General features: G+C 59.7%; 10 protein-coding genes and 4 tRNA genes. 4 read left to right on the forward strand and 10 right to left on the reverse strand.

Annotated features, from left to right (window positions below; genetic code table 11):
- Positions 1 to 46: 46 nt before the first annotated feature.
- From LOY68_RS27370 to rluD, 8 genes are all read right to left on the reverse strand, one after another.
- Positions 47 to 1,672, reverse strand: a complete 1,626-nt coding sequence (locus LOY68_RS27370) for a methyl-accepting chemotaxis protein (protein WP_265040964.1) — start codon at positions 1,670 to 1,672, stop codon at positions 47 to 49.
- A 154-nt stretch (positions 1,673 to 1,826) separates the two neighbouring features.
- Positions 1,827 to 1,903: transfer RNA gene (locus LOY68_RS27375), tRNA-Pro, on the reverse strand.
- A 96-nt stretch (positions 1,904 to 1,999) separates the two neighbouring features.
- A tRNA-Lys gene (locus LOY68_RS27380) sits at positions 2,000 to 2,075 on the reverse strand.
- A 5-nt stretch (positions 2,076 to 2,080) separates the two neighbouring features.
- Positions 2,081 to 2,157, reverse strand: a tRNA-Pro gene (locus tag LOY68_RS27385).
- Positions 2,158 to 2,166: 9 nt separating this feature from the next.
- Positions 2,167 to 2,242: transfer RNA gene (locus LOY68_RS27390), tRNA-Asn, on the reverse strand.
- A gap of 298 nt (positions 2,243 to 2,540) precedes the next feature.
- Positions 2,541 to 5,105 carry an ATP-dependent chaperone ClpB gene (clpB, locus tag LOY68_RS27395; RefSeq protein ID WP_054051331.1) on the reverse strand — a complete coding sequence of 855 codons (2,565 nt, stop codon included), beginning with the start codon at positions 5,103 to 5,105 and terminating at the stop codon, positions 2,541 to 2,543.
- A 131-nt stretch (positions 5,106 to 5,236) separates the two neighbouring features.
- On the reverse strand, positions 5,237 to 5,962 hold the full coding sequence (gene pgeF / locus LOY68_RS27400; RefSeq protein WP_265040966.1) for a peptidoglycan editing factor PgeF: 726 nt from the start codon (positions 5,960 to 5,962) through the stop codon (positions 5,237 to 5,239).
- Positions 5,959 to 6,921, reverse strand: coding sequence for a 23S rRNA pseudouridine(1911/1915/1917) synthase RluD (rluD, locus tag LOY68_RS27405; protein WP_054051336.1), 963 nt, complete (start codon positions 6,919 to 6,921; stop codon positions 5,959 to 5,961). Before rluD ends, pgeF begins: the two co-directional genes overlap by 4 nt.
- 151 nt (positions 6,922 to 7,072) lie before the next feature.
- Here rluD and LOY68_RS27410 point away from each other — a divergent pair, with 151 nt between their 5' ends.
- The 4 genes from LOY68_RS27410 (at position 7,073) to LOY68_RS27425 (ending at position 11,376) form a co-directional block, all read left to right on the forward strand.
- The gene (locus LOY68_RS27410) at positions 7,073 to 8,095 is read left to right on the forward strand and encodes an outer membrane protein assembly factor BamD (protein WP_163911753.1); all 1,023 of its coding nucleotides are present in this window, start codon (positions 7,073 to 7,075) and stop codon (positions 8,093 to 8,095) included.
- Positions 8,096 to 8,220: 125 nt separating this feature from the next.
- Positions 8,221 to 8,454, forward strand: a complete 234-nt coding sequence (locus LOY68_RS27415) for a PP0621 family protein (RefSeq protein ID WP_265040969.1) — start codon at positions 8,221 to 8,223, stop codon at positions 8,452 to 8,454.
- On the forward strand, positions 8,444 to 10,033 hold the full coding sequence (locus LOY68_RS27420) for a sensor histidine kinase (RefSeq protein ID WP_265045838.1): 1,590 nt from the start codon (positions 8,444 to 8,446) through the stop codon (positions 10,031 to 10,033). Before LOY68_RS27415 ends, LOY68_RS27420 begins: the two co-directional genes overlap by 11 nt.
- A 2-nt stretch (positions 10,034 to 10,035) precedes the next feature.
- Positions 10,036 to 11,376 (forward strand): sigma-54-dependent transcriptional regulator, encoded by a 1,341-nt coding sequence (locus LOY68_RS27425; protein ID WP_265040971.1) that lies wholly within the window; start codon positions 10,036 to 10,038, stop codon positions 11,374 to 11,376.
- Between the two features lie 85 nt (positions 11,377 to 11,461).
- Here LOY68_RS27425 and thiO read toward each other — a convergent pair whose 3' ends face one another.
- Together thiO and LOY68_RS27435 are read right to left on the reverse strand one after the other, a co-directional pair.
- Positions 11,462 to 12,562 (reverse strand): glycine oxidase ThiO, encoded by a 1,101-nt coding sequence (thiO, locus tag LOY68_RS27430; RefSeq protein ID WP_265040973.1) that lies wholly within the window; start codon positions 12,560 to 12,562, stop codon positions 11,462 to 11,464.
- Positions 12,563 to 12,618: 56 nt separating this feature from the next.
- A complete protein-coding gene (locus LOY68_RS27435; RefSeq protein WP_054616661.1) occupies positions 12,619 to 13,014 on the reverse strand; it encodes a type IV pilin protein in 396 nt (131 codons plus the stop codon).
- Positions 13,015 to 13,026: the final 12 nt, after the last annotated feature.

Genomic DNA, 13,026 nt, shown 5'->3' on the forward strand with positions numbered 1-13,026 from the left:
CGCGCATCCCTCGACGGGAAGTGCGGCTTTTTTGTGCCTGACAGATTTACACGCGGAAGCGTTGCACCATGCCCTGCAGGGCATTGGCCAGTTTTGACAGCTCATGGCTGGAGGCGCTGGTCTGATCGGCACCGGCGGCGGAGCGTACCGACAGGTCGCGGATATTCACCAGGTTGCGATCGACTTCCCGCGCCACTTGCGCCTGTTCTTCGGCGGCGCTGGCGATCACCAGGTTGCGCTCGTGAATCTCATGCACCGACGCGGTGATGGTCTGCAACGCCTCGCCGGCGCGCTCGGCCAAAACCAGCGTGCTGGCAGCCCGGGAAGCGCTGGCTTGCATGGAATCCAGCGCCAGGGTCGAGCCACTGCGCATGCCCTGGACCATTTGTTCGATTTCTTGGGTCGATTGCTGGGTGCGATGGGCCAGCGCCCGCACTTCGTCGGCCACCACTGCAAAACCGCGACCACTCTCCCCCGCCCGCGCCGCTTCAATTGCGGCGTTGAGCGCCAACAGATTGGTTTGCTCGGCGATGGCGCGAATCACGTCCAGCACCTTGCCGATGTCCTGGGATTGATTGGCCAGGGACTGCACCAACTCACCGGTGTGCTGCACGTCGCTGGCAAGGGCGCTGATCGCGCTGGCGGTTTCGCTGACCCGCTCCTGGCCCAGGTGCGCCGACTCGCTGGACTGACGCGTAGCGTCGGACGTAGACACCGCGTTGCGTGCGACTTCCTCCACGGCGGTGGTCATCTCGTTGACGGCCGTGGCAGCCTGCTCGATCTCGTTGTTCTGCTGTTGCAGGCCCTGGGTGCTATCGAGGGTGACCGCGTTCAATTCATCGGCCGCCGTGGCCAACTGAGTGGCCGAGCCGCTGATGCCTTGCAGGGTTTCACGCAAATTCTGCTGCATCGTCGCCAGCGCCTTGAGCAACCGGCTGACTTCATCGCTGCCATGGGTTTCAATCGGGTTGGTCAGATCGCCCCGGGCCACGTTCTCGGCGGCGTTTACCGCTTCATTCAAGGGACGCACGATGCTGCGGGTCAGCAACATCGCCAGGCCGACGGTGGCCAGCGCCGCCAGGCCGATGAACAGGCTGACGATGGTGCGCGAGGTTTCGTAGTGCGCCGCGGACTTCTGGCTCTCGGCGGCGACTTGTTTGGCGAACAGGTCCGCCAGGTCATTCAGCTGTTTGCCGGAGCCATCGACCACGGTCTTCATGTCCACCAGCAGCAGCTTGGTCAGCTCATCGCGACGGCCCTGCTCGGCCAGGGTGAACGATTGGGCGATACCCGAGCGGTAAGCGGCGAAGGTGCTCTTGAACTGGTCATACAACTGCTTGCCTTCGGCGGTGTTGACCAATTTGTCGTAGGCAGCAATCTTGTCGCTCAGCTCCTTGTCCCGGGTGTCCATCTGGCTACGGTACTGAGGAATGTTCTTCGGGTCCTGATCCAGGGCCATGCGCAGGGAGATGGTGCGGATGCGCAGCATGATCTCGCGGATTTCATCGCCGCCACGGATGCTCGGCAACCATTGGCTTTCAACCGCCACCTCGCTGTCTCGAATGCTCGACATCTGCCCCAGTGCGAACACCCCGAGCAACGCCACCAGCACCGCAATCAGGGCAAAACCCAATGCCGCACGAGGGGCAATATTCAGCTGACGAAGCAACATAACGAGCGCCTTTTGTTTTTATGGCTGGAAATGGACGCGCTGTATGCGCCCCGTTCGCTCGTTATCGGCAAGTTGTATGATGACTTGAAGCGGGATTGCACTTTTTCGAAGACAAAAAAAATCCCCGTATCTTTCGATACGAGGATTTTTAATATGGTCGGGGTAAGGGGATTCGAACTCCTGACATCCTGCTCCCAAAGCAGGCGCGCTACCGGACTGCGCTATACCCCGGTAAAAAAAAGGCGACCTTCACAAGTCGCCTTCTTCGATCAGCGCTTTTGGCCTCTGATCTTAAGATCTGATCCCAGCGTTAACTGGTTTCAAAAATGGTGGGTCGTGTGGGATTCGAACCTACGACCAATTGGTTAAAAGCCAACTGCTCTACCAACTGAGCTAACGACCCAAAAATGGTCGGGGTAAGGGGATTCGAACTCCTGACATCCTGCTCCCAAAGCAGGCGCGCTACCGGACTGCGCTATACCCCGGTTTGAAATTGGCTCCGTGACCAGGACTCGAACCTGGGACCCAATGATTAACAGTCATTTGCTCTACCGACTGAGCTATCACGGAACTACATATTTCAATTTACAACGGTGAAGCTTGCTGCATCTCTTCGACCCGTTCGCATCGCTGCGTTCGTGTGTCTGAGGCGCGCTATTCTACAATCTTAAGCACCTCTGTCAACCCCCTAAATTGCATTCAAGTTAATGATTTGCAACTTATTTCAGATTTCCGCTTGGGGAGCAGAAACCCTTCCGGGTGACTTACTGCGGGGCGCACTTTACAAGCCTTTTCCTTTGAGTTCAACAGCCTGGCGAAAAAAAGGCCTCGCAATGCGAGGCCTTCTTTATTTCACTGGCATTACGCCTTAGTCGAAAACGATTTCGTCGTTTTCCACACGGCCGACAGCGGTCTCGCCCGGCATGAATCGCCCGGACAGAATCAGCTGCGCCAGCGGGTTCTCGATCCAGCGCTGGATCGCTCGTTTGAGCGGCCGTGCGCCATAGACCGGGTCGTAGCCGACGGCGATCAACTTATCCATCGCCTCAGGGCTGAGTTCCAGTTTCAGCTCGCGCTCGGTCAGGCGACTGCGCAGGCGACCCAACTGGATCTCGGTGATGCCGGCGATCTGATCCCGGGCCAGCGGCTCGAAGATCACCACTTCGTCGACCCGGTTGATGAACTCCGGACGGAAGTGCGTGGAAATCGCATCCATCACCGCCGCACGTTGCGCCTCACGATCCCCCACCAGTTCCTGGATCTGCACCGAACCAAGGTTGGAGGTCATGACAATCACGGTGTTCTTGAAATCCACCGTGCGGCCATGACTGTCGGTCAATCGGCCATCTTCGAGCACTTGCAGCAAGATGTTGAACACATCCGGGTGGGCCTTCTCGACCTCGTCCAGGAGGATCACCGAATAAGGCTTGCGACGCACCGCCTCGGTCAGGTAACCGCCCTCTTCATAGCCTACGTAGCCTGGTGGCGCGCCGATCAGTCGTGCCACGGAATGTTTCTCCATGAACTCGGACATGTCGATGCGAATCATCGCCTCCTCAGTATCGAAGAGGAATTCAGCCAGCGCCTTGCACAGCTCGGTTTTACCGACACCGGTAGGGCCGAGGAACATGAACGAACCGCTCGGACGATTCGGGTCGGACAACCCGGCGCGAGAACGCCGCACCGCGTTGGAAACCGCGATCACCGCTTCGTTCTGGCCGATCACACGCTGGTGCAACAGGCTTTCCATCTTCATCAGCTTGTCGCGCTCGCCTTCGAGCATTTTCGACACGGGGATGCCGGTCCATTTCGACACGACTTCAGCGATCTCTTCTTCCGTCACCTTGCTGCGCAGCAACTGGTTCTCGCTTTTGCCGTGCTGGTCGACCATTTGCAGGCTGCGCTCCAGGTCCGGGATGATCCCGTATTGCAGCTCGGCCATGCGGTTCAGGTCGCCTTTGCGGCGTGCGGCTTCCAGTTCCTGACGGGACTGTTCGATTTTCTGCTGGATCTGCGCCGAACCCTGGACTTCGGCTTTCTCCGAATTCCAGATTTCCTCGAGGTCCGAATACTCACGTTCTAGGCGAACGATTTCTTCCTGGAGTTTTTCCAGACGTTTCTTCGCCGCGTCGTCGCTTTCTTTCTTCAGCGCCTGGGATTCCACCTTCAGCTGGATCAACCGACGCTCCAGACGATCAAGCACTTCCGGCTTGGAGTCGATCTCCATGCGAATGCGGCTGGCGGCTTCGTCGATCAGGTCGATAGCCTTGTCCGGCAACTGACGGTCGGTGATGTAGCGATGGCTGAGTTTGGCCGCCGCAATGATCGCGCCGTCGGTGATTGCCACCTTGTGGTGAACCTCATAACGCTCTTTGAGGCCACGCAGGATCGCGATGGTGTCTTCTTCGCTCGGCTCTTCCACCAGCACTTTCTGGAAGCGCCGCTCGAGGGCCGCGTCCTTCTCTATATATTGGCGGTACTCGTTGAGCGTGGTTGCGCCAACGCAGTGCAGTTCGCCGCGTGCCAACGCCGGTTTGAGCATGTTGCCGGCGTCCATCGAGCCTTCGCCTTTACCGGCGCCGACCATGGTGTGCAGTTCGTCGATGAACAGAATGATCTGCCCTTCCTGCTTCGACAGCTCATTGAGCAGGGATTTGAGGCGTTCTTCGAATTCACCGCGATACTTGGCACCGGCAATCAGCGAGCCCATGTCCAGGGACAACAGGCGCTTGCCCTTGAGGCCGTCCGGCACTTCGCCATTGATGATGCGCTGGGCCAGGCCTTCGGCGATGGCGGTTTTACCCACGCCAGGCTCACCGATCAGCACCGGGTTGTTCTTGGTACGGCGTTGCAGGACTTGAATGGTCCGGCGAATTTCGTCGTCACGGCCGATCACCGGATCGAGCTTGCCTTCTTCGGCACGCTTGGTCAGGTCGACGGTGTATTTATCCAGAGCCTGGCGCGACTCTTCGTGGTTGGCGTCATTGACCGCTTCGCCGCCACGCAGGTTGTTGATCGCGTTTTCCAGCGCTTTCTTGCTCACGCCCTGGCCGAGCAACAGCTTGCCGAGCTTGCTGTTGTCATCCATGGCAGCGAGCAACACCAGCTCGCTGGAGATAAATTGATCACCCTTCTGCTGGGCCAGGCGATCGGCCTGATTAAGCAGACGCGCCAGATCCTGCGACATATTGACGTCGCCGGTCGGGTTCTGGATTTTCGGCAGTTGATCGAGCTCTTTGGTCAGCTCTTTGCGCAGGCTGTTGACGTCAAAGCCGACTTGCATCAGCAGGGGCTTGATCGAACCACCCTGCTGTTCAAGCATCGCTTGCATCAAGTGCGCCGGTTCAATGCCCGGATGATCGAGGCCGACGGCCAGGGATTGGGCGTCGGAGAGGGCTAACTGCAATTTGCTGGTTAAACGGTCTATACGCATGGGTCACCTTCCTTTTGAGCAGGCCGGACCTAAGAAACCATCCTGAATGAAGAAACCTGCCAGATACCGTTATAGATGCGGTCGATTCTGGGAGTTTCAAGCGTCGTGACGTTGATGCAGGTCAGCTAATTCTAGCGTTCGAGCCAGATCAGGGAGGCAAACCGACCAGTGCGAGGACTGCGGCGGTAAGAAAAGAAGCGAGTATCGGTCACGGTGCAGAAACCGCCACCATAAACAGCGGTGACACCACGGGCCGCAAGGCGTAAACGCGCCAGCTCATAGATGTCGGCCATGAACTTGCCGGCGTTCTGGCTCGGGACGAAGGCTTTGGCCGCTTCAGGCAGTTGCTGAATGAAGACTTCCCGTACTTCCGGGCCGACTTCAAAGGCTTGCGGACCGATGGCCGGGCCGAGCCAGACCAATACGTCTTCCGGCGCTACAGCCAAAGTATCGAGAGTCGCCTCCAGCACACCTGCAGCCAGCCCACGCCAACCGGCATGAGCCGCCGCAACGCGAGTGCCGGCACGGTCGCAAAATAATGCGGGCAGGCAGTCGGCAGTCATTGCCGCGCAGGCGATACCGGGGGTTTGCGTCCAACTGGCGTCGGCCGTGACGACCTGACTCGGGTCTGCATGAGCCACGACAATGCCGTGAACCTGTTGCAGCCAGGCCGGTTGAATAGCGAAATGATCGGTGAGGCGGCGGCGATTTTCGGCCACGGCTTCAGGACTGTCATCGACGTGATCGCCGAGGTTGAGGCTGTCGAACGGCGCCAGACTGACGCCGCCCGCACGGGTGGTAACGCAGGCTTTCACCCCGGCAGGCGCAGGCCAGTCGGGAATCAGCCAGTCACTCATCCGATGAACGCCTCACGGTCTTGCTTGAGCAGGGTCAGCAACCAGACGAAATCGTCCGGCAGCGGCGATTCCCAGCTCATGCGCTTACCGGTGGTCGGATGATCCAGCTCCAGGAACCGCGCGTGCAGTGCCTGACGCGGAAACGCCTTCAACGATTCGACCATGGTCACACTGGCTGCCGGCGGAATGCGGAAACGACCGCCGTAGGCAGGATCTCCGACCAACGGGTAGTTGATGTGAGCCATGTGCACGCGAATCTGGTGCGTACGACCGGTTTCCAGCTTCACCCGCACATGCGTGTGGGAGCGGAAACGCTCAAGCACGCGATAGTGGCTGACGGCTTGCTTGCCACCTTCCATCACCGCCATGCGCTGGCGTTGCTGGCCGTGACGACCGATCGGCGCGTTGATCTTGCCACCGGCCGTTACCACACCAATCACGATGCACTCGTAGATCCGGCTGACGCTGCGGCTCTGCAACTGTGTAACCAATTGCGTCTGCGCTTGAATGGTCTTGGCCACCACCATCAGACCGGTGGTGTCCTTGTCCAGGCGATGCACGATACCGGCGCGGGGCACATTGACGATGTCCGGCACGTGGTGCAGCAAGGCGTTGAGCAAGGTCCCATCAGCGTGGCCAGCAGCCGGATGCACCACCAGGCCCGCAGGCTTGTTGATCACCAGGATGTCGTCGTCTTCGTAGACGATGTCCAGCTCGATGTCCTGAGCGATCCATTCGCCCTGAGCTTCCTGCTCGGCAGTGAGTTCAAGAATGGCACCACCATGAACGATGTCTCGCGGGCGGATAACCGCCCCATCCACAGTCAGGCGGCCGTCTTTGATCCAGGCGGAAAGGCGCGAGCGCGAGTGCTCAGCGAATAATTGTGCGGCGACTTGATCGAGGCGTTGGCCGCCCAATTCGGACGGCACCTCTGCGCGAAGTTCAATTTTATCGGACATGCTCAGACTAGGCGTCGGCACAGCCTTTGGTTTCGGCTGCGCGCTTGTGGTTAAATACGGCGTCTTTTGCCCCGAGGCTATTCAACGGGGCGCTCATCATAACAGGACGGCCCCGCCCAAGACAGCGGCCGTCATAGGGACGCAAGCCGCCATGCAAGTGAAACACCTGCTGCTGATCGCCATCCTCGCATTGACCGCTGCTTGCTCATCGAAGGAAGTCGTCGACGAAAACCTGAGCGAGGTCGAGCTGTACCAGCAGGCTCAGACCGATCTGGACAACAATAGCTACACCGCCGCCACAGCCAAGCTGAAGGCGCTGGAGTCGCGTTATCCGTTCGGGCGCTATGCTGATCAGGCTCAACTCGAGCTCATCTACGCCAACTACAAGAACGCCGAGCCTGAGGCTGCCAAGTCTGCCGCTGAGCGTTTCATTCGTTTGCACCCACAGCATCCGAACGTGGATTACGCGTATTACCTCAAGGGTCTGACCTCCTTCGACCAGGACGTCGGCCTGCTGGCGCGCTTCCTGCCGCTGGACATGACCAAACGTGACCCTGGCGCTGCCCGCGACTCGTACAACGAGTTCGCCCAGCTGACCAGCCGCTACCCGAACAGCCGCTATTCGCCGGATGCCAAGCAGCGCATGATTTATCTGCGCAACCTGCTGGCTTCCTACGAGATTCACGTCGCCGACTACTACCTGACCCGTCAGGCTTACGTCGCTGCCGCGAACCGTGGTCGTTATGTGGTGGAAAACTTCCAGGAAACCCCATCGGTCGGTGACGGCCTGGCGGTGATGGTCGAGTCCTACCAGCGTCTGCACCTGGACGAACTGGCCGAAACCAGCCTCGAAACCCTGAAGCTCAACTACCCGAACCACCCAAGCCTGGTGGACGGTCAGTTCCGGCCGTCGGTCGACGAAGCGGACAACCGTTCGTGGCTGAGCAAGGCCACTCTGGGCCTGATCGAATCCAGCCCGCCGCTGCCACCGGGTGAAACCCGCGCCAACCAGGACGTGCAGAAGCAGTTCCAGGACGCGAAAGACGCGATTCCGAACGATCTCAAGCCTAAAGACGAAAACGGCGACGTGATCGAGGAAGAGCAACACGAAGCGGAAGGCAACAACGGCGACCGTTCGTGGTTCAGCTACATGACCTTTGGTGTGTTCGACTAACCCCACAGGCTGTGCAAAAAGGGAGACTCTTGAGTCTCCCTTTTTTATTTCAGCGATTTATTACGCTGTGCGCCTGACATGTCCTTGGCTAAACTGCCTGATCATCATTCGAAAAGCAGCCCGCCATGGTTCGTTTACTGTTCTGGATCGCCCTGATTGCCGCAGCGGTATGGTTTTGGCGCAAGTTCAAGGGATCCGCTTCCACGCCTCGCCCCAATGCCGAGCTGGATTCGGCGCCGATGGTGCGCTGCGCCCACTGTGGTGTGCACCTGCCCCGCGATCGTGCGCTGAACCTTCAACAACAGTGGTATTGCAGCCAGGCTCACCTTGAGCAAGGCCCGGGCTCCAGTGATCGCTGAGGCTTCCAGCCCCGGCAGCAAACAGGCCCAGCGACTGCTGCGCCTTTATCATTTTTACCGGTTAAGCGTCGGCATCACCCTGGTGCTGTTGATCTCCAGCAACATGGACAACCAGTTGCTGACGTTCGCCAATAACGATCTGCTGCGCAGTGGCAGTTGGTTGTACCTGGTGCTGAACATCCTGCTGGTGGTGTTCCTGGAGAACACCCGGCGCCCGGCGCAGTTGTTCAGCCTGACGCTGGTCGACGTCTTGCTGCTGTGCGGCTTGCTCTATGCCGCCGGCGGTGTGGCCAGCGCCATTGGCAACTTGCTGATTGTGTCGGTGGCCATCGGCAACACCCTGCTGCGCGGGCGAATCGGCCTGTTGATTGCGGCGGTCGCGGCCCTTGGCATTGTCGGCTTGAGCTTCCTGCTGAGCTTCACCCGCCCCACCAGTCCCAGCGACTACCTGCAAGCCGGCACCCTCGGCGCGCTGTGCTTTGCCGCGGCGTTGCTGGTGCAAGGTTTGATCCGACGCCTGGAAGTCAGCGAACACCTCGCCGAGCAGCGGGCCAGCGAAGTGGTCAGCCTCGAAGCCCTCAACGCCTTGATCCTGCAACGCATGCGCACCGGGATTCTGGTGCTCGATGAGCAGCGGCGGGTGCAACTGGCCAACCACAGCGCCCTGTCACTACTCGGTCAGGAGCGTCTCGAAGGCCAGTTGATCGATGAATACTCGCCGATCCTGGTCGAGCGCCTGCAACTGTGGCTCAACAACCCGACCTTGCGCCCTCAGAGCTTGAAGATCGCCCGCTCCGGCCTGGAACTGCAGCCGAGCTTCATCGCCCTGGACCAGAGCCCGCACCATCAGACCCTGATCTTTCTCGAAGACCTCGCCCAGATCGCCCAGCAGGCGCAGCAATTGAAACTCGCTGCCCTGGGTCGCCTGACAGCCGGGATCGCCCACGAGATCCGCAATCCGCTGGGCGCCGTTAGTCATGCCGCGCAGCTGCTGCTGGAATCCGAGGAACTGAACGGCGCGGATCGGCGTCTGACCCAGATTATCCAAGACCACTCTCAGCGAATGAATCGGGTTATCGAAAACGTCCTGCAACTGTCCCGCCGCCAGCAAACCGCACCGCAACGGCTCGATCTGAAGCCGTGGATCGAGCAATACGTCGCCGAAACCCGCGAGGCCGCTACCGAAGGCCAGCAAATTCACCTGCGCATAGGCATGGGCCACTTCACGACGCTGATGGACCCGAATCAACTGACGCAGATTCTCGACAACTTGTTGCGTAATGCCTGGCGTCACAGTGGCTCGGTCCATGAAACGGCCGAGGTCTGGCTGGAGCTGTTTGTCGACACCGACAGCCAACTGCCAGTCCTCGAAGTGCTGGACAATGGCCCAGGCGTGGCGCCGGACCAGCAGGCGCACTTGTTCGAACCCTTCTTCACCACCAGTAGCCAGGGCACTGGCCTGGGGCTTTATCTGTCCCGTGAGCTGTGCGAAAGCAACCAGGCCCGCCTAGACTTCAAACCACGCCAAGGCGGCGGCTGCTTTCGCATCACCTTTGCACACGGACGGAAACAAAGTTGAACATGAGCCCACGGCAAAAAGTCCTGATCGTCGACGACGAGCCGGATATCCGCGAACTCCTGGAAATCACCCTGGGACGGATGAAACTCGATACCTTCAGTGCCCGTAACCTCGGCGAAGCCCAGGCGCTGCTGGGCCGGGAAACATTCGATCTGTGCCTGACCGACATGCGTCTGCCCGATGGTACGGGCCTGGAGCTGGTGCAACACATCCAGCAACGTTATCCCCAAGTGCCGGTGGCGATGATCACCGCTTACGGTAGCCTCGAAACCGCGATCAACGCCCTCAAGGCCGGTGCCTTTGACTTCCTGACCAAACCGGTGGACCTCACCCGACTGCGGGAACTGGTCACCAGCGCCCTGCGCCTGCCCGCTCCGGGTGGCGCCAGCACCGCCATCGATCGTCGGTTGCTGGGCGAATCATTGCCGATGCGCAACCTGCGTAAACAAATCGACAAACTGGCCCGCAGCCAGGCCCCGGTGTACATCAGCGGCGAATCCGGTAGCGGCAAGGAGTTGGTCGCGCGCCTGATCCACGAACAAGGCCCACGGGCCGGCCGGCCCTTTATCCCGGTCAACTGCGGGGCAATCCCGTCCGAATTGATGGAAAGTGAATTCTTTGGCCACCGCAAAGGCAGCTTCAGTGGTGCCATTGAAGACAATCCCGGACTATTCCAGGCGGCGCATGGCGGCACTCTGTTCCTCGACGAAGTGGCGGATTTGCCGCTGGCGATGCAGGTCAAGCTGCTGCGGGCGATCCAGGAGAAAGCCGTACGCGCCGTCGGCGGGCAGCAGGAAACCGTGGTCGATGTACGCATCCTTTGCGCCACTCACAAAGACCTCGATGCCGAAGTCAGCGCCGAACGTTTTCGCCAGGATTTGTACTACCGCCTGAACGTGATCGAGTTGCGCGTCCCGCCCTTGCGCGAACGCCGGGACGACATCGAGACACTGGCCAATCATGTGCTCAAGCGCCTGGCCGCCGGCACCGGCCATCCCGCAGCCAAATTGCATCCGCAAGCCCTTGAAGCACTGAAAAGCTACCGCTTTCCGGGCAATGTGCGGGAGCTGGAGAACATGCTCGAACGCGCTCACACCTTGTGCGAGAACAAACAGATCGAAGCCGGGGACTTGCGCCTGGCCGAAGGCAACTGCGCCGCAGAAGCGGGTGTGCCAGACCTGAAGCGGATCGACAATCTGGAAGATTATCTGGAGAACGTCGAACGCAAACTGATCCTCCAGGCGCTGGAAGAAACCCGCTGGAACCGTACAGCGGCGGCGCAACGGTTGAATTTGTCGTTTCGGTCGATGCGCTACAGGCTGAAGAAATTAGGGTTGGATTGAAAAGATCGCAGCCTTCGGCAGCGCCTACAGAACAACGCATTCCCCTGTAGGCGCTGCCGAAGGCTGCGATCTTTTGACTTTCGCCTTAGATCCGGCCCGCAGGCGCATACGGCGCCGGATCAATAATCGGCTCCCTGCCCAACATCACATCCGCAAACAACTGACACGACGCCGGCGCCAGCACCAGCCCATTGCGGTAATGCCCGCAGTTAAGCCAAAGCCCGGCAAACCCCGGCACCCGGCCAATATATGGAATGCCTTCCGGTGAACCCGGCCGCAACCCGGCCCAGTGCCCCACCACTTCAGCGTCCGCCAACGCCGGAATCAACTCCACAGCCGAAGCTTTCAGACTTTCCAGCGCCGTTTCGGTCGGGGTCTTGTCGAACCCTTCGTGCTCCAGCGTACTGCCGATCAGAATATGCCCGTCGCGCCGCGGGATCGCGTAACGCCCCTTGGCCAGGACCATGCTGGGCAAAAAATCCGCCGCGCACTTATACAAAATCATCTGGCCTTTGACCGGCTCGACCGGTAGCGCCAAACCGAGGCTTTTGAGCAAGTCGCCGCTCCACGCGCCCGCTGTCAGCACCACTTGATCGCCGTGAATAGCCCCCGTGGACGTCTGCACGCCGACCACCGTGTCGCCTTCACGGATAAATCCGCTGACTTCACACTGTTCATGGATCGTCACGTTCGGCAGCGCCAGCAACGCCGCTTTCAGGGATTTCACCAGTCGCGGATTACGCACGTTGGCCACATCGGCCATGTAGATCGCCCGGGAAAAACCACCGCCCAAGACCGGCACCGCATCATGGGCCGCCGAGATATCCACAGCCCGCAACGGACGGTTTTCCCGTTCGGCCCAGGCCAGCGCTTCGGCCTCGTCATCCAGGTCCAGCCAATACAGCCCGGTGGTGTGCACTTCGGGATCGACACCGGTGGCAGCGAACAGTCGCTCGCCCAGCTGTGGATAAAAATCCTGGGACCAGTGAGCCAGCGCCGTGACCGCCGGGCTGTAGCGCCACGGATACAGCGGCGAAACAATGCCACCGCCAGCCCAGGAAGATTCCTGGCCAACATTCGAGCGATCCAGCAACACAACGCTCTGCACTTCAGACGCGAGATTGAACGCGGTCAGCAGGCCGATCACCCCGCCGCCGACAATCACCACTTGCTGTTGACTGCTCATGTTCTGATCCAACCGTTCAATAGACAGAGGGCGCAAAAGGCGCCCGAAAAAGAAACTCAGCGGCCCCAGCAATCCTTGGTGGTGGCCGTGGCGTTAACCATGCTTCTGACACCCGTGTTGGTGATGGTGAAGTCTCCACACTTGTCGGTTGCCATGGCCGTACCGGACTTGCGCACAGCCGTCAGGGTAAAGGTCTGGTCGGTGATGGTCGGGGTGATGGTGTAGAAGTCGTTCCCCGTGCTCAGGCCGGTGGCGCCGGTATAGACATTACTCTTGGAATAGAACCGCTCAAGAATCTGCGCCTGCTCGGACAGCAACCCGGCAACTTCGGTGCGACGGCCCTTTTTCACGTATTCGGTGAGGCTCGGATAGCCAATGGTGATGACGATACCGATGATCGCAATCACGATCATGATTTCGATCAGGGTAAAACCTCGGTTGGATCTGCGCATGCCTCAACTCTC

Source organism: Pseudomonas sp. B21-053, assembly GCF_026016365.1.
Taxonomy (GTDB): domain Bacteria; phylum Pseudomonadota; class Gammaproteobacteria; order Pseudomonadales; family Pseudomonadaceae; genus Aquipseudomonas; species Aquipseudomonas nunensis.